Raw genomic sequence first — 22,539 nt, forward strand, 5'->3', positions numbered from 1 at the left:
ATTCATGGACTTAAGTACATTTTTCCTATTCTGCATCGGCAAGTAAGGGCCGCGCAGCAGGCTGCCCCACTGCGACGCTGTTGCGCCATGGCGTCTCGACCCGTACACGCGTCAAGGTCGTGGTTCGCCGTGGGCCGGCCGCAGGGCACAATGCCGATGGGCGATTTGCCAGATCGCTGCTGTTTTTTCGCGCGGACGGTACGGCCAAGGGGAGGCCGGTACGAAGTCGCTGGGATTGGAGAACCGGATGGGTATCGAGGAACTGGTGCAGGCCGTGCAGTCGCTCAACACCGACGACGCCTTCCACGCCCGCCTGGACGCGGCACAGTGGCGCACCCTGGGAGCCTACCTGACGGGCTACCAGGCCCGGCCCGGGGATCTGCTGATCCGCCAGGGCGATGCGGACCGCACTGCCTACTTCCTTGCCCGCGGGACCCTGCAGGTCTACGTGCCGGGCGCCGCACCGGCGCTGTCACGCATCGCCATGCTGCGCCCTGGCGCGATCGTCGGCGAAACCGGGCTGTTCAGCGCCCAACCGCATTCAGCCAACGTCGAAGCGATGACCGCCGTGACCGTCTGGGCGCTGCACCTGCCGCGCTTCGAGGAACTGGTGCAGCGTGCTCCCGCCATTGCCATCGAGGTGATGCGTGCCGCCGGGGCGGTGCTGGTGGCGCGCATGCGGGCCAACATGGCACTGCATATCGCGGTGGCCTGATCCCACGCCAGGCAGTCCGCGCGGCGCAACGCGCCGGCATCAACCCCGCAGCAGCTTGCTCTCGGCCAGCGCGAGGGGCTCGGGCTGGCCACTGAGCACCAGCACGTCGCCGCCAGCCAGCGTGAGGTCATCCGCGCCCGGCACGACCTGGCCGGAAGCCCGCCGCACCGACACCACCGACACCCCCAGCGCGTGCAGCGCCAACTCGCCCAGCGGGCTGCCCAGATGCGGCGCCCCGGGCGGCAGGGCCACCGTCTGCAGACGCTCCTGCTGCAAGTCCTCCGTGGTGTCGTCGTCGGCGCCATGGAAGTAGCCACGCAGCAGGCCGTAGCGCGCGTCACGCGCATCGCGGGTGATGCGGATCACCCGGCGCATCGGCACGCCCACCAGCGCCAACGCATGGCTGGCGAGCATCAGTGAACCTTCGATGGCCTCGGGCACCACCTCGGTGGCACCGGCGGCGCGCAGCCTCTCCAGGTCGCTGTCGTCGATGGTGCGCACCACCACGGGCACATGCGCAGCGTGTTCGCGCACGTGCTGCAGCACCTTGAGCGCCGAGGCCGTGTCGTGGTAGCTGACCACCACCGCGCTGGCACGCGCCAGGCCGGCGGCGATCAGGCTGGGCAGGCGCGCCGCGTCACCAAAGACCACGCTCTGCCCTGCGGCGGCGGCCTGGCGCACGCGGTCAGGATCGAGGTCCAGGGCCATGTAGGGGATGTGCTCCTGGTCGAGCATGCGCGCCAGGTTCTGGCCACTGCGGCCGTAGCCGCAGATGATCACGTGGGCCGAGGTGCGGATGGACTTGCGCGCGATGCTGGTCAGCTGCACCGACTGCAGCAGCCAGTCGGTGGCCGACAGCTTCATCACGATGCGGTCGCTGCCCAGGATGATGAAGGGCGTGGCGAGCATCGAGATCACCATCGCGGCCAGCACCGGGCTGATCCAGCGCGCACCGATCAGGTCGTGGTCAGCGCCCAGGGTCAGCAGCACGAAGCCGAACTCGCCCGCCTGCGCGAGGTACAGGCCGGTGCGCAGCGCCACCCCCGGTGCCGCACTGAAGGCCCGCGCCAGCAGTGCAACCATGCCGGCCTTGGCCAGCACCGGCAGGGTGGACAGCACCAGCACCAGGTGCCATTCCGCCAGCACGGCGCGCCAGTCCAGCTTCATGCCGATGGTGATGAAGAACAGCCCCAGCAGCACGTCGTGGAAGGGCCGGATGTCGGTCTCCACCTGGTGCTTGTATTCGGTTTCGGCGATCAGCATGCCGGCAACGAACGCACCCAGCGCGAGCGACAGCCCGGCGTGCTCGGTGAGCCAGGCCAGGCTCAGCGTCACCAGCAGCAGGTTGAGGACGAACAGTTCCTCGCTCTTGCGCCGCGCCACCAGCGTGAGCCACCAGCGCATCAGACGCTGCCCGCCCCAGAGCAGCAGCCCGAGCAGCACGGTGGCCTTGCCCAGCGCCAGCGCCAGGGTGCGCCAGAGGTCTCCGCCCCCCAGTGCGAGCGAGGGAATCAGTACCAGCAGGGGCACCACGGCCAGATCCTGGAACAGCAGCACGCCCATCACGCGCCGGCCGTGCTCACTTTCCAGTTCCAGCCGCTCGGCCATCATCTTGGCGACGATCGCCGTGCTGGACATGGCCATCGCCGCGCCCAGCGCCACGGCACCCTGCCAGTCCAGCTCCCAGGTGCGCTCGAACAGCAGGGCATACAACCAGGTCAGCCCCACGTTGCCCAGCACCGCACCGAAGATGGTCAACACCACCTGCCCCATGCCCAGCCCGAACACGAGGCGCTGCATGCTGCGCAGCTTGGGCAGGTTGAACTCCAGCCCGATCACGAACATCAGGAACACCACGCCAAACTCGGCCAAGTAGCGCACCCCGGCCGAGTCGCGCGCCAGCGCCAGCGCGTTCGGACCGATCAACACGCCCACGATCAGGTAGCCCAGCATCGCGGGCAGTTTCAGCAGGCGGCAAGCCACCACCCCCAGCACGGCGGCCAGCAGGTAAAGCAGCACAACTTCAAGCGTGGTGGCCATGCGGGGTCGGGATCTCCTGAGCTCCTGGGGCGGAGGGCCGGGCCTCCTAGAATCACCGGATCCTAAATCACGAACCCGCCCCTTCCGGACGGGTCCGGCGTGTACACCGTGACCTCCACCCCCCTCCCCGACTTCGATGCCGAGCGAGCCATGCGCATGGCCCGCCAGACGCTGCACATCGAGGCGCAAGCCCTGCTCGGCCTGGAGCAGCAGGTGGCCGAGCCCTTCGCCGCCGCCGTGCGTGCCATGCTGGGCTGCCGCGGCCGGGTGGTCGTGATGGGCATGGGCAAGAGCGGCCACGTCGGGCGCAAGATCGCCGCGACGCTCGCGTCCACCGGCACCCCCGCGTTCTTCGTGCATCCGGGTGAAGCCAGCCACGGCGACCTGGGCATGGTCACGCCCGGCGACGTGGTGCTGGCCATCTCCAATTCCGGCGAGAGCGAGGAACTGGCCGCCATCCTGCCGGCGCTGCGCCGCCTGGGCGTCACGCTGCTGGCCATGACCGGCCGGCCGGAGTCGACCCTGGCCGCGCATGCCGACCTGGTGCTGTCGAACCGGGTCGAGCAGGAGGCCTGCCCGCTCAACCTGGCGCCCACCGCCAGCACCACCGCGCAGCTGGCGCTGGGCGACGCCCTGGCCGTCGCGCTGCTGGATGCACGCGGATTTCGCGAAGAGGACTTCGCCCGCTCGCACCCGGGCGGGGCGCTCGGCCGCAAGCTGCTGACCCACGTGCGCGACGTGATGCGCAGCGGCGACGCGGTGCCGCGCGTGACCGAGGCGGCCGGCTTCTTCGACGTGATGCGCGAGATGAGCGCCAAGGGCCTGGGCTGCACCGCGGTGGTGGACGAGGCCGGGGGCGCCATTGGCATCTTCACCGACGGAGACCTGCGCCGCCTGATCGAGCGCGGTGGCGAAGTGCGGCAGCTGCGCGCCGGCGACATCATGCACCGCCAGCCACGCACCGTGGCCGAGAACGCCCTGGCCGTGGTGGCCGCCGACCTGATGGAACAGGCCCGCATCCACAACGTGCTGGTGGTGGACGCGGCCGGTAGGCTGGTCGGCGCGCTGACCTACAACGACCTGCTCACGGCGAAGGTGATCTGAACATGGCAAGCGCAGAGGCAACCGCTGCGAACGCGCAGGCCAACGCCGTCGCAACCCTGCTCGCGGCCCCGGCGCGGCCCGTGCGGCCGGTGCTGGACTTCCCGCCCGAACTGCTGCTGCAGGCGCAGGACGTGCGCGCGGCGGTCTTCGACGTGGACGGCTGCCTGACCGACGGGCGCATCACGATCGGCGCTCAGGGCGAGCAGGTCAAGGCCTTCAGCACGCTCGACGGCCACGGCATCAAGCTGCTGGCACGCGGAGGCATCACGCCGGTGGTCATCACCGGACGCGATTCGCCCGCCGTGCGGCGGCGCTGCGCGGACCTGGGCGTCACGCAGGCCCTCTTCGGCGTGCACGACAAGCTGCAGGCGGGCGCCCAGCTGCTGGCCACGCTTGGCCTGGGCTGGCACCAGCTGGCGGTGATCGGCGACGACTGGCCGGACCTGCCCCTGCTGGCGCGCTGTGCACTGGCCTGTGCGCCGGCCCAGGCCCACGCCGAGGTGCGGGCGGTGTGTCACCACGTCACCGCCACCCCGGGCGGGCACGGCGCAGCGCGCGAGTTCTGTGACCTGCTGCTGGTCGCACGGGGGGTCTATGCCTCGTTGCTTGCCGGGCACCTCACGACGCTGGACGGCACACCGGCGGCCTGAGACCCGTCGCCAGCCCGTTCGCACCCCAGACACGCCCGATGGACCTCGACCAGCTCGACGACGGCCCCCTGCCGCTGCCCCCGCTGGCCGGCCGACCCCAGGATGCCGCAGCGGTACTGCACTTGCCCTGGGGCACCCGTTTGCGCGGCGCCGTGATGGCCTACCTGCCCGTGCTGCTGATGGCCCTGCTGGCCGCTGCAAGCTGGTGGCTGGTCAAGCGCACCCCGGTGCCCGTGGCGCCGGAACCCGCTGGGCCAGCCACGCACACCCCTGACTACGAGATGCGCGGTTTCTCCGTACAGCACTACACCCAGGCAGGGCCGGCGCGGGGCGTGATCGAGGGGGACGTCGTGCGCCACTACCCCGACACCGACTCGCTGGAAATCGAAGGCGTGCGGCTGCACTGGACCGACGCTCAAGGGCGCGTGCTGCAGGCCCGCGCTGCGCGCGCGGTCGCCATCAATGCCACCGGCGTCGTGACCCTCGAAGGCGGCGCGCACGTGAGCCGCGCTGCCGACCAGCCAGGCGATGCGCCGGTCGAATTCACGGGTGAGCGCATGAGCTTCGATACCCGGGCCGGGCGTGTCAGCAGCCGCGAACCCGTCACGCTGCGCCAGGGGGCGCATGTGTTCACCGCCGCTGCCATGACCTACGACCACGACAGTCGGCTGGCCGAACTGAGCGGTGGCGTGCACGGCCACCTGCAACCGGCCCAGGGGACCCCCGGCCCCCGCTAGGTCCACCATGACACTGCCGGCAGCCCCGATCTCCCCTGGAGCGCCGCTGGTGTTCATCACCGGTGCCTCCAGCGGTATCGGCCAGGCGCTGGCGAACGCCTATGCCAGGCGCGGCTGGCGGCTCGCGCTGGTGGCACGGCGCCTGGATGCCATGCAGCGCTGGTCTCAGTCCGAAGGGCTGGGCCCGGAGCGCTGCGCACTCTACGCCGCCGATGTCCAGGACGTCGATGCCATCGTCGCCGCAGGCAGGCGCTGCCTGATCGAGCAGGGGCTGCCCCAGGTCGTGATTGCCAACGCCGGCATCAGCGTGGGCATCGACACGGCCGAGCGGGCCGACCTGGAGGTGCTGCGCGAGCTCTTTGCCACCAACAACATCGGGCTGGCGGCCACCTTCCACCCCTTCATTGCACCGATGCGGGTGGCCGGCTCCGGCCGGCTGGTGGGCATCGCCAGCGTGGCGGCGATCCGCGGGCTTCCGGGCCACGGGGGCTACTGCGCCAGCAAGGCTGGCGTGGTGGCCTATTGCGAGAGCCTGCGTGGCGAACTGCGCAACGACGGCATCCGCGTCGTCACCCTGCTGCCAGGCTTCGTCGACACCCCCTTGACCCGCGGCAATCCCTACCCCATGCCTTTTCTGACGTCGGCCGAGGCGTTTGCCGAGCGGGCGGTCATGGCCATCGAGCGGGGCGCCAGCCACCGGGTGATCCCCTGGCAGATGGCCTGGGTCGCGCGGCTGCTGCGGCTGCTGCCAAATGCACTGCTCGACCGGCTGCTGGCCGGGCGCGGGCGCAAGCCACGGCGCAGCCGGCCATCCAACAACTAGGGCGGGCGTCACTGGACGGCCCATGAGAAAGGGCGGGCGATCCGTCGATCGCCCGCCCTTCAAATCCGTTCAACCGGAGTGGCTCACCCCGGTTATGACAGATCAGTAACCGCCGCCGCCGTAGCCACCGCCGCCACCACCACCGTAGCCGCCGCGACCACCGCCGCCGCCGCCACCTTCACGGCGGCCACCGCCACCATAGGGGCTGCGGAAACCACCGCCGCCGCCACCACCACCACCGCCGCCAGCGCCACCACCGTAGCCACCACCGCCGCCGCCTTCACGGCGGCCACCGCCGCCGGCACCGCCGCCGCCGTAGGGGCTGCGGAAGCCGCCCGGACGCTCTTCACGGGGACGGGCTTCGTTGACGACCACGGCGCGACCAGCGATGGCCTGACCGTTCAAGCCGTTGATGGCGGCCTGCGCTTCGGCATCCGAAGCCATCTCGACGAAACCGAAGCCCTTGGAGCGGCCGGTATCGCGGTCCATCATGACCTTGGCGGAATTGACCGCACCGAACTGGGAAAACGCTTCGTTCAGATCGTCGTCGCGCACGCTGTAGGCCAGATTGCCCACATACAGTTTGTTGCCCATGGAAGAGCGCCTTTCAAGAAACAAGTACCGCGGTACCAGAGAACCAAGTGGCGGAGCTACAGCCAGCACTCATTCCAGGGAACAGAGAAGGCGCACGCATCCAGACACGAAAGGACATTATGCGTGACTGCGCAAGCGTGGGGAGCACGGGCGATCGAGAAGTGTTGTAACGGTGCCCAGTCGAACAGGGATCCGTGGTATCGAATTGCATCAAAACCGGGGTTAACCCGGATTTTCACGGGTTTGTTCCGTCGCTGGAGAAGCCGGATCCCAGGCCACCTTGCCAAGGAATGCGGTCCAAGAGAATCCCGACGTGAACTTTCACCGACGTGGACGATTTCCGCAGACCGTTGGCGGAAGGACATCGAGGAGGGCCCTTGGGTCGCTGGAGCGCTGTCGCCACGGCCCAACGATGGTGCGGGTTAGCCCGGATGCTGTGCCTGTACCCGCCCCGCTACAGTGCGGCCACTCGCGAAGGGTGTCACTTGATTGACAGTCCCGCAAGAGCGAGGGGCTGAGGAGACAGGCACAGGACAGCAAGCCAGCGGTCACCGCCACAACATCAAACAAGGTGGCTGGGCTTGCATGAAAAACAGCGCATTGCAGCGCGGTGAGACAATGAAAAGGCGCCGGTGATCCCGGCGCTTTTTTCATCTCTGTGGTCATGCGGACAAGTGAACGCGTCCTGACCGCAGACCCCAACCTCTGGTCTTGCATGCCCGACCTCCTGATCGTCACCCTCGCATCCGGGCTGGCAGGCTTCGTGGATGCCATCGTCGGCGGTGGCGGACTGATCCTGGTGCCCACGTTGTTCACCGTTTTTCCCACAGCACCGCCGGCCACTCTCTTTGGCAGCAACAAGGGTGCCTCGATCTGGGGCACCGCCTGGGCAATGCGCCAATATGCGCAACGCGTGGGGCTGAACTGGCCGACCCTGCTGCCGGCAACGGCGATGGCGCTGCTGGGCAGCCTGGTCGGCGCCTGGCTCATCACACAGGTGCCCGCCACGCCGCTGCGACGTGCCCTGCCCTTTGTGCTACTGGGGGTGCTGGCCTACACCCTGGTGCGCAAAGACCTGGGGCGCGTCCACGCCCCCCGACTGCCACCACGCGCCGAGCGTCTGGCGGCCATGGCCATTGGCGGGGTGATCGGCTGGTACGACGGTTTCTTCGGTCCCGGCACCGGGAGCTTCTTCGTGTTCCTGTTCGTGCGTTGGCTGGGCTACGACTTCCTGCATGCCTCGGCGTCGGCAAAGCTGCTGAACACGGCGACCAACGCGGCGGCGATCGCCTTGTTCGCCGCCAAAGGGCATGTCTGGTGGCACGTCGCGGCGGTGATGGCGGTTGCCAACGTCGCCGGTGCCTGGCTGGGATCGCGGCTGGCGCTGCGCCACGGGGCGGGCTTCGTACGGCAGGTGTTCCTGCTGGTGGTCGGCGCGCTGATCCTGCGCAGCGGCTACGACGCACTGCGGCTGTGAACCGCCTGATCCGCCTCGGTCCGAACGACAGGCGGCGCGAGGTCAAAAGCTGAAGCGGTCGCCGCGAGCCAGCGCAAACAGGGGCCGGTCGATGCCCAGCGCGGCGATCTGCCCCGTGACAGCAGCCATCTCACCCGGCTTGATGTGGGTGATGGCAACGCGTGTTTCGGCGTCGAACTGCACGAGCTCTTGCGCCAGGCTGCTCGGGCAGTGGTGACGGCTCATTTCGGCCAAGGCCCGCTCGTCGTCGCTGAACGCCGTCTCGATCACCAACTGCGCCACACGGCGCCCGCGCAGTCGCTGCCACAGTGGCGGATTCGGCCCGGTATCGCCGGTGTAGACCCACCAGCCCGATGGGGTGTCCACCGCAAAGCCGCAGGCAGGCACCGTGTGCGCGGCAGGCAACACCTCGATGTGCAGCCCGGCAAGGTCCAGCCGCTGGCCAACCTCCACCGGCACGAGCTCGACGATGGCCTGCCCCGGTGTCGGCAGCCGGGTGAAATCCGGCCAGATCACGTTGTTGAACAGATGCCTGCGCAGCGCCTCCAGCGTGGCGGGCAGTGCATGCACACGCAGGGAGCGGAACACCGGTTCGGCCAGGCGCCGACGCATGATGCTGTCGGCGATCAGCGGGATGCCCAGAACGTGGTCGAGGTGCGAATGCGAGAGCAGGACATGGTCGATGGCCGCCAGCTCGTCCAGACTCAGGTCACCGACACCGGTCCCGGCATCGACCAGCACACGGTCATTGAGCAGGAAGGAGGTGGTACGGTTGTCCTTGGCGATCGAGCCAGAGCAACCGAGCACGCGCAGATCCATCAGGGTTCCAGGTCAGGCACACAAACAGCAACCTGCCGAGAGCGGCTGGCACAGGGCCGGCCGGTCGGTGGACTGCTGGGCACGTCGATGGGCGTCGAACCATTCGCGCCCAGGTACCGTTGCGTGGGGCGCCATCCTGCCAACCCAGCCCGATGCGGGCAAGCACGCAGGCGAGCACTTCCTCACTGCCGGTGGCCGCTTGCGCCATCGGCTTGGCATGCGCGTGACAGAGCTCACGCTGGTATTTTCCAAGAAGGGATGACAGCTGTCGCAGGCCCGCCGAGCCACTGCTTGCCACCGGGTCAGACGGTTGTCGGACCGTCCGCTCAGGGCTGCACGAACTGCATCTGGGTGCCGGCCAGTTCAATCACGTCACCGTCCTTCAGGTGCACGGGATCCCCCAGCACCGCCTGGCCATTGACGGTCGGGCGGTTGGTCCCCTCGACGTGGGCGAACACGTAGCCCCCGGGGCGCTTGGTGATCGAGGCCACCTGCACACCGGGCTTGCCCACGGTGGTGACCACCTTGGTCAGCACCACCTCGCGTCCGGCTGCCGCGCCGGACAGCACCTTGATCGATGCCTGCAGCACGGTGCCGGCAGCAAGTCCGCCAAACCCCGAGGGCGGCAGGCCCCCTGGCATCGTTGGCGGCAGCGGGCGCGTCGGCGCACCACCCGGCATCTGGCCGGGCTTGAGGATCATCGTCTTCTCGTAGTCCGAGCTGTCTTCGACCAAATACTTGATCTTGTACTTGCCGATCTCGACCGTGTCGTTGTGCTGCAGCAGCTGCTTCTTGACAGCACGCCCGTTGATGTAAGTACCGTTCGTGCTGTTCTGGTCCTCGATGTAGACATCCTGGCCGACCATCTGCAACACCGCATGCTCCCCGCTGACCGCGAGGTTGTCGATCACGATGTCGTTGTAGGGGCGGCGCCCGAGCGTCGTCTTGTCCTTGGTCAGCTGGACTTCCTTGATGACGACACCGTCGAGCGAAACAACGAGTTTGGGCATGCGTGACCTCTGTGACTTTTGTCGTGCGATCGGCGGAGGAACAGTTCAGCGCCGGAAGGGCCACCAGGAGCGCGATGCTGCCGGCGCCCCCCGCGCGGCCACCAGAATGACGGCGATATTATCCCGTCCCCCAGCTTCGTTGGCCGCATCCACCAGCGCATGCGCCGCATCCACCACGTTGCCGTGCGTGCGCAGCACCTCGGCAACGCTGTCATCGTCGAGCATGTCGGACAAACCGTCCGAGCACATCAGGAACCAGTCGTCGGGCAGCACGGCATGCATGTGGGTTTCCAACAGCACGACGTCCTCGACCCCCACTGCGCGCGTCACCAGGTTCTTGTTGTGGCTCAGCGCAGCCTGCTCGGGTGAGATCAGTCCGGCGTCGATCTGTTCCTGGAGCAGCGAATGGTCCCGGGTGATCTGCACCAACTGGCCATCGCGCCAGCGGTAGGCGCGTGAATCGCCGATGTGGCCGAGCAGCACGCGATTGCTGCGAAACACCGCGACCACCAGCGTGGTACCCATGCCACCGTACTGCGGATTGGCGTTGGCAGCATTGAAGATCGCCCGGTTGGCATTGTCCACACAGATGTCCATGGCGCGGCGCACGTCATGGTCGCTGACCTCCGGGGCCGCATCGGCGAGCCAACGGCCAAGCTCCGAGCGCACGAAGGCGGTGGCCATGCCACTGGCCACCTCGCCAGCGTTGTAGCCTCCCATGCCATCGGCCAGCACGGCCAGGGCCACGCCATCATCAACGGCGACGGAGTCCTCGTTGTTCGAGCGGGCGCGGCCGCGATCGGTCACGGCATAGAACTCGAAGTTCATGAGCGGGGCACGGGCGCGGTCCATGGATCAGGACGCTGATTGTGCCCCGTCCCGGGCAGGCGCAGACCGTGATCCTGCACTCGGCTGCGCTGGCAACGCGCAATCCTGCACCGATGCGACAGCGTCAGACTCTGCGCGTTCCCGGCGTTGCTGCATCAACCAGGAGCCAACCAGCCGCAGGTCGGCCGCGACCGCATCGCCATCACCGTAGCGCAACTCCGCTCGCTTTTGCAGCAGGATGCTGACGATGTTGGCCAGAACCTCCGGGACGAGCGGGTTCAGCTGGCGCACATCGGGGGCCACCTCCTGGGTGGCGGCATGGATCATCTCGGCGAGGGTGTGCCCCTGTTGCGGCAGCCGCCCCGTGAGCAACTGGAACAGCAGCACCCCGAGCGAGTACAGGTCGCTGCGCCCATCGACGCTGCGCCCGGTGAGTTGCTCGGGCGACATGTAGGAAGGCGACCCCAGCACCAGGCCGGTGCGGGTACGGGCCGAATCGGTGATGCGGGCAATGCCGAAGTCGGTGACCTTCACTTGGCCGTGCTCCGGATCGATCATCACGTTGGCCGGCTTGATGTCACGGTGGATCACGCCTTGCCGGTGGGCATGGGCCAGTGCGGCCGCCACACGTGCACCGATGGCCACCACCGTGCCGACCGACAGCAGCGTGCCCGGCTGGACGTGCTGCGTCAGGTCGTGCCCATGCAGCCGTTCCATCGCGATGTAGGCCAGCCCGCGCTCCTCGCCGGATTGGAGCACGCGCACGATGTCGGGGTGCTGCAGCCGGCCGGCGGCCTGGGCCTCGCGCTGGAAGCGCGCGCGCGCCTCGCGCAGCGCAAAGCCTTCGAACTCGCGCGCCAGGGCCAGGGTCTTGACCGCCACCTCGCCGCCATGGCCGATTTCGCTGGCCAAGTAGACCCGGCCCATCGTGCCCCGCCCGATCTCATGCTCCAGCTGGTACGCCCCCAGGCGCGGTGGCGCCGCGCCGCCTGGACCCCGAGAGCGGTACATGGCGGCAGGTTCCGTGGCGGGGTTCGCCTCACGCTCGTGCAAGGGCTGCGTGGCCGCCATCGAGAGGTCCGCTTCAGGGTGAGGCGGTGTGCCCGGTGCCCCAGCGGGCAGCGACGCCAGCGCACCGGGGAGCGCCGCCGAGAGCATCACCGGCAGCCCGACCGGACGGGTGGCGGTACGCGGGTCGCCGTGACTCACTCCGGGGGACTGGTCCAACTGGGGCAGGATCGTCGAGGCGGGCCGCCCGGCTTCCACGGCCAACACCGTGGAAGCAGCCGCAGCAGCAGTCGAGGCGGAAGCGCCACCCAGGGCGCCCCGGCCCGCCGGCAGCGGGACCAGGGGCGTGACCGTGGTCGGCCCTGACTGCAGGGCGTGGCGGCGCAATCCCAGCAGCGAGAGGTGCCCCAGCAGCAGCACGGCGGCCGGAAGGACCATGGGCGACCAGATGTGCGCCGCACTCAGGCCGAGCTGGGCGCCGAGCAGGAGACACAGGGCAACCAGGCTGCTCAGCACCAGGCCCGAGCCTGCGGTGAGCCGCGGCGCCAGCCACACCAGGTAGGCCACGGCAGCAATCGCCAGCAACCAGGGCAGGCCGCGTGCCCAACCGGGCTGGGCCACGACCTGGCCGGTCAGCAGTGCGGAAGACAACTGGGCCAGGGCCTCCACCGGCGCCACGGGCTCACCATCGGGCAGCAACGCGCCTCCGGCACGGGCGGCGTGGTCGACACGGCCGATCAGCACCAGCTTGCCTGCCACGGTGCGGGCGTTGAACTGGCCACCGAGCACCGCATCTGCGCTGAGGTGGACGAAGGCGGGCTGCTGCGGACGATCCGCAGCGAAGATGGGTGCCACGCTGTCCTGCGGCCCCAGCGGCAATCGCGTCGACCCCAGGCTGACCCAACGCCCCCCCTGCCCAGGCGGATCGGGTGGCAGGCCACGCTGCACAGAAGCGGCCAGCCAGGCCAGCGAGGCGATGCCACGGCCCTCGACATCCCGGCGCAGTGCATGGCGGCGTAACGTACCGTCGCGGTCCGCGCTCAGTTCGAGATGGCCACTGCCCAGTGCCGCGCGGGCCAGCAGCGGCAGCGGCCAGGGCGGACGAGCGGGTAAGGAAGCATTGGAACCTGCAGCAGTGGGCTGCGCGTCGACCAAGGCGGCCATGGCCTCGCCCGTGCGCAGCGACGCGGCTTCGAGCGGACCCAGCGCCAGCAGGCTTCTGCCGTGGGCGGCCAAGCTGTGTGCAAACTGCCCGTCGCCATCGAGTTGCTCCCGGCTGACGGACAGCACGGTCGGCAGGTCCGGGTGGTGCGCCAGCGCCGGGTCGGCTGCCACGGTGCTCGCTATGCGGTGCCATTCGGCCAAGGCACTCGGGCTCTGGGCGCCGATGAAGGGCTCGGCATGGGCCACCACGCGTGCACCGGCGCCGCGCAGGCGGTCCAACAGCCGGCCATGCAACTCGCGCGACCAAGGCCAACTGCCGTGCTTCGCCTGACTGGGGGCATCAATGGCGACCACCACGACTTCCGGCGAGCCGGCTCGCGCCGCACCCGTCAATGCATGATCGTAGGCCCAGCGCTCCGCGGCCCCCAGCAAGTCGCCAGCAAGGACGACCAACCACAGCAACAGGCCGGCGCCACCGAGCCACAGCCGCTCCTTGGTCAGGCGCAGGGGCGGCAGGGCGGGCATGGGATGGAGGAGGCCTGGCGGTGACTGGGGTTTGGCAGGAAGTTAACACAGCGGCCCACCGCACTGCCATCGGCGCCGTCACCGAGGCCCCCCATGGGATTCGCCCCAAGGGCGATGCCTGCGGGCCACAGAAAACCGGCCTGTACCGCCGTTTCACGCCCAGGGGCTGCGGAAACTGCCTTCTCAATGGCTGGGGCAGGCAGTACCATCCGCGACCACAGTGCCGTAGGTATGCTGGTGTTCGCGCTGGCGGGCCGGGCAAGGCACGTCGTCAGTCCTTGATGGAGAGAGTCAACATGGCAACTGCAAAGAAAGCCGCCGCTAAACAGGCACCTGCTGCAAAGAAATCGGCCGCGGCCGAAACCAAGGCGGCGGCACCGGCCGCCAAGGAAGCACCGGCCAAGCGCACGGCCAACGCGGCCTTCATGAAGGCGATGACTCCGTCTGCAGCCCTGGCCGCCGTGATCGGCAAACAGCCTGCGCCGCGCACCGAAGTCACCAAGAAGATCTGGGAGTACATCAAGAAGCACAAGCTTCAGGATGAAGCCAACAAGCGCATGATCAACGCCGACGCCAAGCTGAAGGTGATCTTCAAGAAGGATCAGGTGTCGATGTTTGAGATGACCAAACTGATCAGCGAGCAGCTCTCCTGATTCGATGTTGCTGGTCCCTGGCGTTTCGCGCCAGTAAATGAAAAAGCCCGGTCCACCCGGGCTTTTTCATTTTGATCCGGATCATTCTCTGGTGGCGATCCGGCCTCGATCAACCAGGCCGAGCGGGCCTTGTCTGGTGGAATCCCGGCTCACAGCCCCAGGGTTTCCTGAACGCCCAGGTGCACGTTCATGCACTGCACCGCGGCACCGCTGGCACCCTTGCCGAGGTTATCCAGACGGGCCATCAGCAGCGCCTGATCCCCCTGCGAGAAAACAAACAGGTCCAACCGGTTGCTGTCGTTGCAGGCCTGGACGTCAAAGAACCCGTCGTCCAGCGTAGGGCCATCGTTGAGGGGCATCACGCGCACGAAGGGCTCGCCGGCGAAGTGACGCTCGTAAGCCACACGCAGGTCCTCCGCCGTGGTACCGGCGCGCAAGTGTGCCAAATGCAGCGGCACGCTGACCGTGAGGCCCTTGTAGAACGGGCCGACGACGGGCATGAACACCGGCTTGGTCGTCAGCCCGGTGTGGGCCATCATTTCCGGGATGTGCTTGTGCGACAGCCCCAGCGCGTAGGGGCGAGGGGATGCCAGGCGCGCGTCGCCGCCGGCTTCGTACTGCTCGATCATCTTCTTGCCGCCGCCCGAGTAGCCGGTGATCGAGGTGGCGCTCACCGGCAGGCCAGCCGGCAACAGCCCGGCATCGACCAGCGGGCGCAGCAGCAGGATGAAGGCGCTGGCGTGGCAGCCCGGATTGGCAATGCGCTTGGACGAACGCAGGCGCTCACGCTGGCCGGCGACCAATTCGGGCAGGCCGAAGGCCCACCCCGGCGCGGTGCGGTGCGCGGTGCTCGCGTCGATCAGGCAGGTGCGGGGGTTGGTGACCAGCGCGGCGGCCTCCTTGGCGGCAGCGTCGGGCAGACAGAGGAAGGCCACGTCAGCTGCATTGAGCAGCCTCGCACGCTCGGCGGCGTCCTTGCGCCGCTCGGGGTCGATGCGCAGCACCTCGATGTCGCTGCGGCTGGCCAGGTACTCGTGGATGCGCAGGCCCGTGGTGCCTTCCTGGCCGTCGACAAATACCGCATGCTTCATGGTGAACAACCTCTGCTGATCCTGTGACCCCGCGTGCGGAACGTTCGAACGGGGAGCCGGAATGGGGGAGCGCAAGAATACGCCATGGACCGTGACACCGCCGATCTCGACAACCTGCCTGCACCTCCACACGCGGTGCGCATCCTTCATTTGCCAGGCTGGCTGGATTCCGACCCGGGCCACTGGCAGGCCCACTGGTGGGGCCGGCCAGGGCACGAGAAGCTCGAACAGTCCGACTGGCTGTGGCCGCGGCGCGGCGACTGGATGGCACGGCTGGACGAGGCCCTGCTGGCCGGGAACGACCGCCCAGCGCGTCCCGTGGTGCTGGTAGCGCACAGCCTGGGCTGCCAACTCACCGCAGCCTGGGCCGCGCACAGCCGCCACACCGCCCGGGTGCACGGCGCGCTGCTGGTAGCGCCCCCTGACACCGAGCGCAGCGACATGCCACCGCAACTGCACAACTGGCGGCCGATGAGCCGGGCTCGGCTGCCCTTTCCGGCCATCGCCGCGGTCTCCTGCAATGACCCCTACTGCGACCCCGCCAGGGCGCGGGGCCTGTGCGCCGACTGGGGCGCCGAAGTGGTCGATGCCGGGGCGGCCGGCCACCTCAACACCGCATCCGGGCTGGGCGATTGGCCACAGGGGTGGGCGCTGCTGCAGCGGCTGCTGGCCATGGCAGATCAGGCCGATCGGGCGCCACCGGCGCTCCAGGCTTGAGCCACGGTCCGGATCACCGACAATCGGACGCATGGTCACCAAGAAGCCCAAAGGTCTCGGTCGCGGTCTGGAAGCGCTGCTCGGGCCGCAACTGAGCGCAGCCGTCACCGCGGACGGCCAGCCGGGCCAGCCCGGCGCGCTCAAGCTCGCGCAGCTCCTGCCTGGACGCTACCAGCCGCGCACCCGCATGGACGAGGGCTCGCTGTTCGAGCTGGCCGAGAGCATCCGCAGCCAGGGCATCATGCAACCCATCCTGGTGCGCCCGCTGCCACCGCGCGACGGGCTGCCGATGTACGAGATCATCGCTGGCGAACGGCGCTCGCGCGCCGCAAAGATCGCCGGGCTGGACGAAGTCCCCGTTCTGGTGCGCGATGTGCCCGACCAGGCCGCCGCCGCGATGGCGCTGATCGAGAACATCCAGCGCGAGGACCTCAATCCGCTGGAAGAGGCGCAGGGCGTGCAGCGGCTGGTCAGCGAGTTCGGCCTGACGCACGAGGAGGCGGCCCAGGCCATCGGCCGTAGCCGCAGTGCCACCACCAACCTGCTGCGCCTGATCACGCTGGCCGAACCGGTGCAGCAGATGCTGATGGCCGGCGACCTCGACATGGGGCACGCCCGGGCACTGGTGCCACTGGACAAGGCACATCAGATCACCTGCGCGAATCAGATCGTCGCGAAAAAGCTCTCGGTGCGCGAAGCCGAGAAGCTGGTACAGCGCGGCGACACGCCGCGCCAGGCGCCATTGCTGCGCATGAAGGGCGAACATCCGCGCGACATCGCACGCATCGAGGAACAGCTCGCCGACTGGCTCACCGCCAAGGTCGAGATCCGCGTCAAGAAGCGTTCGCGCGGCGGCCCGGCCGGCGAGGTGGCGATCGCCTTCGGCTCGCTCGATGAGCTCAACGGCCTGCTCGACAAGCTGGGGCTGAAAGAGACCTGAAAACGTCGTCTTGCGTCGGCCCGGATCAACCCGCCCCCGCAAACGCACCGACCTGCCCCCCAGATCCATCGGGCCGTGCACCGCGTTCGCGGTGTCGGCAGCGTCCGCCTGCGCCGCTACGCTGGGACGCGGTGTGACATCGGCCACACCCGGAGACCTTCCGGGGCCTGATGCCCAACCGCTGGCCCCGGGTTTGCTAGGTCAACCGACAAGGTGTCTGCTACGTCTGATTCAACAGCGAGCCAGCAAGTCGGCGAGCAGGAGGCATCGGTCAGTGAAGAAATGCCTGCGGCTGCCAAGGCAATTGAAAAAGCAGTGACAGCTGGGGCTTCTTCCATGGACCGACCCCTTCAGGTTGAACGAAGCTGACACCACGGGATCACAGACACAACGACTGCAGAGCGACGGAAAGCTCTGATGGCGCCTCGCCCCGGCGTAGCAACGGGACGGGACTCCACCAGATCTTCCCTGGTGGCGCGACACTGATCCTGTCGCCCACTGCCCGACCCCCAGGAGGCCCTGCATGGACGTGATCAGCAACTTCGCCGCGCGCTACGAGCGCACCCGAGAAGAGGAACTCACCCTGGAGGAGTACCTCGTCGAGTGCAAGCGCAACCCGATCGCCTACGCCACCGCCCCCGAGCGCATGCTGCAGGCCATCGGTGAACCCAAGATGGTGGACACCCGCAACGAACCGCGGCTGTCGCGCATCTTTGCCAACAAGGTCATCAAGATCTACCCGGCCTTCGCCGAGTTCTACGGCATGGAGGACGCCATCGAGCAGGTGGTGTCCTATTTCCGCCATGCCGCGCAGGGGCTGGAGGAAAGGAAGCAGATCCTCTACCTCCTGGGCCCGGTGGGTGGTGGCAAGAGCTCGATCGCCGAGCGCCTCAAGCAGCTGATGCAGGAGGTGCCCTTCTACGCCATCAAGGGCTCGCCGGTGAACGAGTCGCCGCTCGGCCTGTTCGACGTGACCGAAGACGGCCCGGTGCTGGAGAAGGAATTCGGCATCCCGCGGCGCTACCTCAACCGCATCATGAGCCCCTGGGCCGTCAAGCGGCTGGAGGAGTTCGGCGGCGATATCCGCAAATTCAGGGTGGTCAAGCGCTACCCGAGCATCCTCAAGCAGGTGGGCGTGGCCAAGACCGAGCCGGGCGACGAGAACAACCAGGACATCTCCAGCCTGGTGGGCAAGGTCGACATCCGCAAGCTGGAAACCTATGCCCAGGACGACCCGGACGCCTACAGCTACTCCGGCGGCCTGTGCCTGGCCAACCAGGGCCTGCTCGAATTCGTCGAGATGTTCAAGGCGCCCATCAAGGTGCTGCATCCGCTGCTGACCGCCACCCAGGAAGGCAACTTCAAGGGCACGGAGGGCTTCGGCGCCATCCCCTTCGATGGCATCGTGCTGGCACACAGCAACGAGAGCGAGTGGAAGACCTTCCGCAACAACAAGAACAACGAGGCCTTCCTCGACCGCATCTACATCGTCAAGGTGCCGTACTGCCTGCGCGTCTCCGAGGAGGTGAAGATCTACGAGAAGCTGATCCGCGGCTCATCGCTCGCCGAGGCCAAGTGCGCCCCGGGCACACTGAAGATGATGAGCCAGTTCGCCATCCTCACCCGGCTGAAGGAGCCGGAGAACTCCAGCCTGTACAGCAAGATGATGGTCTATGACGGCGAAAGCCTGAAGGACACCGACCCGCGCGCCAAGAGCTACCAGGAGTACCGCGACTATGCGGGTGTCGACGAGGGCATGAGCGGCATCTCCACGCGCTTTGCCTACAAGATCATCTCCAAGGTCTTCAACTTCGACAGCGCCGAAGTGGCGGCCAACCCGGTGCACCTGATGTATGTGCTGGAGCAGCAGATCGAGCGCGAGCAGTTCCCGGCCGAGGTCGAGCAGAAGTACGTCGCCTACATCAAGGAGCTGCTGGCACCGCGCTATGCGGAGTTCATCGGCAAGGAGATCCAGACCGCCTACCTCGAGAGCTACTCCGAGTACGGCCAGAACATCTTCGACCGCTACGTCACTTATGCCGACTACTGGATCCAGGACCAGGAGTACCGCGACACCGACACTGGCGAGGTGTTCGACCGCGCCAGCCTGAACGCGGAGCTGGAGAAGATCGAGAAGCCCGCCGGCATCTCCAACCCGAAGGACTTCCGCAACGAGATCGTCAACTTCGTGCTGCGTGCCCGGGCCAACAACCAGGGCAAGAACCCGCTGTGGACCAGCTACGAGAAGCTGCGCACGGTGATCGAGAAGAAGATGTTCTCGAACACCGAGGAGCTGCTGCCAGTGATCAGCTTCAACGCCAAGGCCAGTGCGGACGAGGCCAAGAAGCACGAGAACTTCGTGCAGCGCATGGTCGACAAGGGCTACACGTCCAAGCAGGTTCGCCTGCTCTGCGAGTGGTACCTGCGGGTGCGCAAGTCGAGCTGAGTCAACGCCATCTTGGGTCCAAGGGCTGCCATGCAACAGATCATCGATCGCCGGCTCGCCGGCAAGAACAAGTCGATCGGCAACCGCGAACGTTTCCTGCGCCGCTACAAGGAGCAGGTCAAGGACGCGGTGCGCCGGGCGATCGATGGCCGCGGCATCCGCGACCTGGAGCGCGGCGAGGACGTGCACATCCCGAAGAAGGACGTGAGCGAGCCGGTGTTCCACCACGGCTCGGGCGGCAAGCGCGAGATGGTGCACCCGGGCAACCAGGAGTATGTGGCGGGGGACCGCATCCAGCGCCCCAAGGGCGGCCAGGGCGGCGGCGGCTCGGGCAGCGGCCAGGCGAGCGATTCCGGCGAGGGCGAGGACGATTTCGTCTTCAGCCTGAGCAAGGAGGAGTTCATGCAGGTCTTCTTCGAGGACCTGGCCCTGCCGCACCTGATCCGCACCCAGCTGGCCGAGACCCCGGAGTGGAAGAGCCACCGCGCCGGCTTCACCAGCGACGGCACGCCCAACAACCTGCACGTGGTGCGCTCGATGCGCGGCGCGCTGGGCCGGCGCATCGCGCTGGGCACCGGCAAGCGGCGCGAGTTGCACGAGTTGGAGGAGCGCCTGGCGCTGCTGCGCACGCCCGGCACGACGCTGGACGACGCGGTGCGCCGCGAGATCGACGAGGTCGAGGCCCGCATCGTCGAGCTGCGCCGCCGCATCGGCGCCATTCCCTTCCTGGACCCCATCGACCTGCGTTTCCGCAGCCGGGTGAAGACGCCCGTTCCCACCAGCAAGGCGGTGATGTTCTGCCTGATGGACGTGTCGGGCTCGATGGACGAGCAGCGCAAGGAGCTGTCCAAGCGCTTCTTCATCCTGCTCTACCTGTTCCTGACGCGGCACTACGAGAAGATCGACATCGTCTACATCCGCCACCACACCCAGGCGCAGGAGGTGGACGAGCAGGGCTTCTTCCACTCCACCGAGACGGGCGGCACGGTGGTGTCCTCGGCCCTGGTGCTGATGGAGGAGATCATCCGCGCGCGCTACCCCAGCGACCAGTGGAACATCTACGGCGCGCAGGCCAGCGACGGCGACAACTGGCACCATGACAGCGGCCGCTGCCGCGAGCTGCTCGCGCAGAAGATCCTGCCTCTGGTGCGCTACTACGCCTACGTGCAGGTGGCCGAACCCGAGCAGAACCTCTGGGACGAGTACGCCCGCCTGGCCGAAGAGTCCGGCCCGCACTTCGCGATGCGCAAGGCCACCGAGGCCTCGCAGATCTACCCGGTGTTCCGCGACCTGTTCAAGAAGGAAGGGGCCCCCGCATGACCGCCAAGCCGCAGATGAAGGACCTGGTCAACGGCCCATTGCCACTGGCGCAGCGCCCCGCGCAGCACCTGAGCGGCCCGAGCGACTGGAGCTTCGAGCTCATCGATCAGTACCACGCCGTGATCCGCGCCACCGCCGAGCGCCACGGCCTGGACACCTACCCGAACCAGCTGGAGATCATCACCGCCGAGCAGATGATGGACGCCTACGCGTCGGTCGGCATGCCGGTGAACTACCGCCACTGGAGCTACGGCAAGGAGTTCATCTCCACCGAGAAGAACTACAAGCGCGGCGCGATGGGCCTGGCCTACGAGATCGTCATCAACTCCAACCCCTGCATCAGCTACCTGATGGAGGAGAACACGATGGCGATGCAGGCGCTCGTCATCGCCCACGCCGCCTACGGCCACAACAGCTTCTTCAAGGGCAACTACCTGTTCCGCATGTGGACGGACGCTGCATCGATCATCGACTACCTCGTCTACGCCAAGAACTACGTGGCCGCCTGCGAGGAAAAGCATGGCCTTGAGGTGGTCGAGACCTTCCTCGACAGCTGCCATGCGCTGATGAACCAGGGCGTGGACCGCTACCGCCGCCCCAGCAAGCGCACCCTGGCGCAGGAACTGGCCGAGCGCAAGGAGCGCGAGGCCTACGCCCAGCAGCAGGTCAACGACCTGTGGCGCACCCTGCCGCGTCGCGCCGACCGGGCCGAGGAGCAGCAGGAGACCCGCCGCTTCCCCGAGGAGCCGCAGGAGAACCTGCTGTACTTCGTCGAGAAGAATGCGCCGCTGCTCGAACCCTGGCAGCGCGAGATCGTGCGCATCGTGCGCAAGGTGGCGCAGTACTTCTACCCGCAACGCCAGAGCCAGGTGATGAACGAGGGCTGGGCCACCTTCTGGCACCACCGCATCCTCAACACCATGTACGACGACGGCTACCTCACCGACGGCGTGATGATCGAGTGGCTGAAGTCGCACACCAACGTGGTCTACCAGCCCCGCGTGGGCGAGCGCGGCTACTCAGGCCTGAACCCCTACGCGCTGGGCTTTGCGATGTACAGCGACATCGAGCGCATCTGCCGCCACCCGACCGAGGAGGACCGCCACTGGTTCCCCGACCTGGCTGGCTCGCCCTGGCTGCCCGCGCTCGACCACGCGATGCGCAACTACAAGGACGAGAGCTTCATCGGCCAGTTCCTCAGCCCCAAGCTGATGCGCGACCTGCGGCTGTTCGCCATCGTCGACGACGAGAAGCAGTCCGAGATCGAGGTCGCGGCCATCCACGACGAATCGGGTTACCGGCGCGTGCGCGAGGCGCTGTCGCACCAGTACGACCTGGGCAGCCGCGAGCCCAACATCCAGGTCTGGAATGTCAACCTGCGCGGCGACCGCTCACTGACGCTGCGCCACTTCCAGCACAACGACCGCCCGCTGGACGACTCCGCCCAGCAGGTGCTCAAGCACGCCGCGCGGCTCTGGGGCTTTGCGGTGCACCTGGAGAGTGCGAACGGCAAGGGTGACGTGACCAAGCGCTGGACGGTGCCGGCGCCGAGCCATTGAAGGCGGATCAGTCCTTGGTCAGACGGATCGTGACAATTTCTGATCCGCCGAGCCCAAAGACCGTCGGATTCGTGACGATCAGTTGGCCTTTGATCGACAGCGCGCAGGTCGCAGACCAGACCTTGACCTCCCCAGAGCCGGAGCACCCGGTTCCGCTGCCCCCCAGCCACTGTACGGTGACACCATTGTTGCTTGAGGTGATTGACACATGGTAAGTGCCGGGCTCAAGGGTATATGAGTGGTAAACCCCTTCTGACAGCGTGATGGTGGTATCTAGAACCTCCCCCCCCTCGCTATCGCCGCCGCCGCAGGCCGCTAC

General features: G+C 67.7%; 19 protein-coding genes. 12 read left to right on the forward strand and 7 right to left on the reverse strand.

Annotated elements, in window-relative coordinates:
- Window positions 1–247 precede the first annotated feature (247 nt).
- Window positions 248–715 carry a cyclic nucleotide-binding domain-containing protein gene (locus NGK70_RS00835; protein ID WP_251971502.1) on the forward strand — a complete coding sequence of 156 codons (468 nt, stop codon included), beginning with the start codon at window positions 248–250 and terminating at the stop codon, window positions 713–715.
- A 39-nt stretch (window positions 716–754) separates the two neighbouring features.
- Here the strand turns inward: NGK70_RS00835 and NGK70_RS00840 are convergent, their stop codons facing one another.
- A complete protein-coding gene (locus tag NGK70_RS00840) occupies window positions 755–2,755 on the reverse strand; it encodes a monovalent cation:proton antiporter family protein (protein WP_251971503.1) in 2,001 nt (666 codons plus the stop codon).
- A gap of 156 nt (window positions 2,756–2,911) precedes the next feature.
- Here NGK70_RS00840 and NGK70_RS00845 point away from each other — a divergent pair, with 156 nt between their 5' ends.
- From NGK70_RS00845 to NGK70_RS00860, 4 genes are read left to right on the forward strand one after another with little or no spacing between them, the layout of a single operon-like run.
- Complete coding sequence (locus NGK70_RS00845) at window positions 2,912–3,859, forward strand: KpsF/GutQ family sugar-phosphate isomerase (protein WP_251973640.1); 948 nt, start codon at window positions 2,912–2,914, stop codon at window positions 3,857–3,859.
- A gap of 2 nt (window positions 3,860–3,861) precedes the next feature.
- The gene (locus NGK70_RS00850) at window positions 3,862–4,509 is read left to right on the forward strand and encodes a KdsC family phosphatase (RefSeq protein WP_251971504.1); all 648 of its coding nucleotides are present in this window, start codon (window positions 3,862–3,864) and stop codon (window positions 4,507–4,509) included.
- A 38-nt stretch (window positions 4,510–4,547) separates the two neighbouring features.
- On the forward strand, window positions 4,548–5,246 hold the full coding sequence (gene lptC / locus NGK70_RS00855) for an LPS export ABC transporter periplasmic protein LptC (protein ID WP_251971505.1): 699 nt from the start codon (window positions 4,548–4,550) through the stop codon (window positions 5,244–5,246).
- A 7-nt stretch (window positions 5,247–5,253) separates the two neighbouring features.
- Window positions 5,254–6,069 (forward strand): SDR family oxidoreductase, encoded by an 816-nt coding sequence (locus NGK70_RS00860; RefSeq protein ID WP_251971506.1) that lies wholly within the window; start codon window positions 5,254–5,256, stop codon window positions 6,067–6,069.
- Between the two features lie 102 nt (window positions 6,070–6,171).
- Here NGK70_RS00860 and rbp read toward each other — a convergent pair whose 3' ends face one another.
- Window positions 6,172–6,663 (reverse strand): RNA-binding regulator, encoded by a 492-nt coding sequence (gene rbp, locus NGK70_RS00865; protein ID WP_251971507.1) that lies wholly within the window; start codon window positions 6,661–6,663, stop codon window positions 6,172–6,174.
- A 715-nt stretch (window positions 6,664–7,378) separates the two neighbouring features.
- Between rbp and NGK70_RS00870 the strand changes: the two genes are divergently transcribed.
- Window positions 7,379–8,140 carry a sulfite exporter TauE/SafE family protein gene (locus NGK70_RS00870; protein ID WP_251971508.1) on the forward strand — a complete coding sequence of 254 codons (762 nt, stop codon included), beginning with the start codon at window positions 7,379–7,381 and terminating at the stop codon, window positions 8,138–8,140.
- Between the two features lie 42 nt (window positions 8,141–8,182).
- On the opposite strand, the gene NGK70_RS00875 is transcribed toward NGK70_RS00870, so the two are convergent.
- The 4 genes from NGK70_RS00875 to NGK70_RS26420 all read right to left on the reverse strand — a co-directional run bounded on the left by NGK70_RS00875 (window position 8,183) and on the right by NGK70_RS26420 (window position 13,494).
- Window positions 8,183–8,959 carry an MBL fold metallo-hydrolase gene (locus NGK70_RS00875; protein WP_251971509.1) on the reverse strand — a complete coding sequence of 259 codons (777 nt, stop codon included), beginning with the start codon at window positions 8,957–8,959 and terminating at the stop codon, window positions 8,183–8,185.
- Between the two features lie 326 nt (window positions 8,960–9,285).
- A complete protein-coding gene (locus NGK70_RS00880; RefSeq protein WP_251971510.1) occupies window positions 9,286–9,969 on the reverse strand; it encodes an FHA domain-containing protein in 684 nt (227 codons plus the stop codon).
- A gap of 45 nt (window positions 9,970–10,014) precedes the next feature.
- The gene (locus NGK70_RS00885; protein WP_251973641.1) at window positions 10,015–10,797 is read right to left on the reverse strand and encodes a Stp1/IreP family PP2C-type Ser/Thr phosphatase; all 783 of its coding nucleotides are present in this window, start codon (window positions 10,795–10,797) and stop codon (window positions 10,015–10,017) included.
- 27 nt (window positions 10,798–10,824) lie between these two features.
- On the reverse strand, window positions 10,825–13,494 hold the full coding sequence (locus tag NGK70_RS26420) for a CHASE2 domain-containing serine/threonine-protein kinase (RefSeq protein ID WP_310742569.1): 2,670 nt from the start codon (window positions 13,492–13,494) through the stop codon (window positions 10,825–10,827).
- Between the two features lie 296 nt (window positions 13,495–13,790).
- Between NGK70_RS26420 and NGK70_RS00900 the strand changes: the two genes are divergently transcribed.
- Window positions 13,791–14,147, forward strand: coding sequence for an SWIB/MDM2 domain-containing protein (locus tag NGK70_RS00900; protein WP_251971511.1), 357 nt, complete (start codon window positions 13,791–13,793; stop codon window positions 14,145–14,147).
- Window positions 14,148–14,296: 149 nt separating this feature from the next.
- Here NGK70_RS00900 and argC read toward each other — a convergent pair whose 3' ends face one another.
- Window positions 14,297–15,238, reverse strand: a complete 942-nt coding sequence (argC, locus tag NGK70_RS00905) for an N-acetyl-gamma-glutamyl-phosphate reductase (RefSeq protein WP_251971512.1) — start codon at window positions 15,236–15,238, stop codon at window positions 14,297–14,299.
- 84 nt (window positions 15,239–15,322) lie between these two features.
- On the opposite strand from argC, the gene NGK70_RS00910 reads away from it, so the two are divergent.
- The 5 genes from NGK70_RS00910 to NGK70_RS00930 all read left to right on the forward strand — a co-directional run bounded on the left by NGK70_RS00910 (window position 15,323) and on the right by NGK70_RS00930 (window position 22,220).
- Window positions 15,323–15,955, forward strand: a complete 633-nt coding sequence (locus NGK70_RS00910; protein WP_251971513.1) for an RBBP9/YdeN family alpha/beta hydrolase — start codon at window positions 15,323–15,325, stop codon at window positions 15,953–15,955.
- A 31-nt stretch (window positions 15,956–15,986) separates the two neighbouring features.
- Window positions 15,987–16,895: a ParB/RepB/Spo0J family partition protein gene (locus NGK70_RS00915; RefSeq protein ID WP_251971514.1), complete on the forward strand. Its 909-nt coding sequence runs from the start codon at window positions 15,987–15,989 to the stop codon at window positions 16,893–16,895.
- Window positions 16,896–17,418: 523 nt separating this feature from the next.
- Entirely contained in the window at window positions 17,419–19,341 is a 1,923-nt protein-coding gene (locus NGK70_RS00920; protein WP_251971515.1) for a PrkA family serine protein kinase, read from the forward strand.
- 30 nt (window positions 19,342–19,371) lie between these two features.
- Window positions 19,372–20,661 (forward strand): YeaH/YhbH family protein, encoded by a 1,290-nt coding sequence (locus NGK70_RS00925; protein WP_251971516.1) that lies wholly within the window; start codon window positions 19,372–19,374, stop codon window positions 20,659–20,661.
- A gap of 14 nt (window positions 20,662–20,675) precedes the next feature.
- On the forward strand, window positions 20,676–22,220 hold the full coding sequence (locus NGK70_RS00930; RefSeq protein ID WP_428985598.1) for a SpoVR family protein: 1,545 nt from the start codon (window positions 20,676–20,678) through the stop codon (window positions 22,218–22,220).
- Window positions 22,221–22,539: the final 319 nt, after the last annotated feature.

The organism is Sphaerotilus microaerophilus (assembly GCF_023734135.1).
In the GTDB taxonomy this organism is placed as follows: domain Bacteria; phylum Pseudomonadota; class Gammaproteobacteria; order Burkholderiales; family Burkholderiaceae_C; genus Sphaerotilus; species Sphaerotilus microaerophilus.

Bases quoted from the DNA above. Each gene is read 5' to 3' on its own strand.
- NGK70_RS00850 (WP_251971504.1), top strand. From the start codon at position 3,862: ATGGCAAGCGCAGAGGCAACCGCTGCGAACGCGCAGGCCAACGCCGTC.
- NGK70_RS00930 (WP_428985598.1), top strand. From the start codon at position 20,676: ATGAAGGACCTGGTCAACGGCCCATTGCCACTGGCGCAGCGCCCCGCG.
- rbp (WP_251971507.1), bottom strand. From the start codon at position 6,663: ATGGGCAACAAACTGTATGTGGGCAATCTGGCCTACAGCGTGCGCGAC.
- NGK70_RS00840 (WP_251971503.1), bottom strand. From the start codon at position 2,755: ATGGCCACCACGCTTGAAGTTGTGCTGCTTTACCTGCTGGCCGCCGTG.
- NGK70_RS00875 (WP_251971509.1), bottom strand. From the start codon at position 8,959: ATGGATCTGCGCGTGCTCGGTTGCTCTGGCTCGATCGCCAAGGACAAC.
- NGK70_RS00900 (WP_251971511.1), top strand. From the start codon at position 13,791: ATGGCAACTGCAAAGAAAGCCGCCGCTAAACAGGCACCTGCTGCAAAG.
- NGK70_RS00880 (WP_251971510.1), bottom strand. From the start codon at position 9,969: ATGCCCAAACTCGTTGTTTCGCTCGACGGTGTCGTCATCAAGGAAGTC.
- NGK70_RS00925 (WP_251971516.1), top strand. From the start codon at position 19,372: ATGCAACAGATCATCGATCGCCGGCTCGCCGGCAAGAACAAGTCGATC.
- NGK70_RS00920 (WP_251971515.1), top strand. From the start codon at position 17,419: ATGGACGTGATCAGCAACTTCGCCGCGCGCTACGAGCGCACCCGAGAA.
- NGK70_RS00835 (WP_251971502.1), top strand. From the start codon at position 248: ATGGGTATCGAGGAACTGGTGCAGGCCGTGCAGTCGCTCAACACCGAC.
- NGK70_RS26420 (WP_310742569.1), bottom strand. From the start codon at position 13,494: ATGCCCGCCCTGCCGCCCCTGCGCCTGACCAAGGAGCGGCTGTGGCTC.
- NGK70_RS00845 (WP_251973640.1), top strand. From the start codon at position 2,912: ATGGCCCGCCAGACGCTGCACATCGAGGCGCAAGCCCTGCTCGGCCTG.
- NGK70_RS00870 (WP_251971508.1), top strand. From the start codon at position 7,379: ATGCCCGACCTCCTGATCGTCACCCTCGCATCCGGGCTGGCAGGCTTC.
- lptC (WP_251971505.1), top strand. From the start codon at position 4,548: ATGGACCTCGACCAGCTCGACGACGGCCCCCTGCCGCTGCCCCCGCTG.
- NGK70_RS00860 (WP_251971506.1), top strand. From the start codon at position 5,254: ATGACACTGCCGGCAGCCCCGATCTCCCCTGGAGCGCCGCTGGTGTTC.
- argC (WP_251971512.1), bottom strand. From the start codon at position 15,238: ATGAAGCATGCGGTATTTGTCGACGGCCAGGAAGGCACCACGGGCCTG.
- NGK70_RS00910 (WP_251971513.1), top strand. From the start codon at position 15,323: ATGGACCGTGACACCGCCGATCTCGACAACCTGCCTGCACCTCCACAC.
- NGK70_RS00915 (WP_251971514.1), top strand. From the start codon at position 15,987: ATGGTCACCAAGAAGCCCAAAGGTCTCGGTCGCGGTCTGGAAGCGCTG.
- NGK70_RS00885 (WP_251973641.1), bottom strand. From the start codon at position 10,797: ATGAACTTCGAGTTCTATGCCGTGACCGATCGCGGCCGCGCCCGCTCG.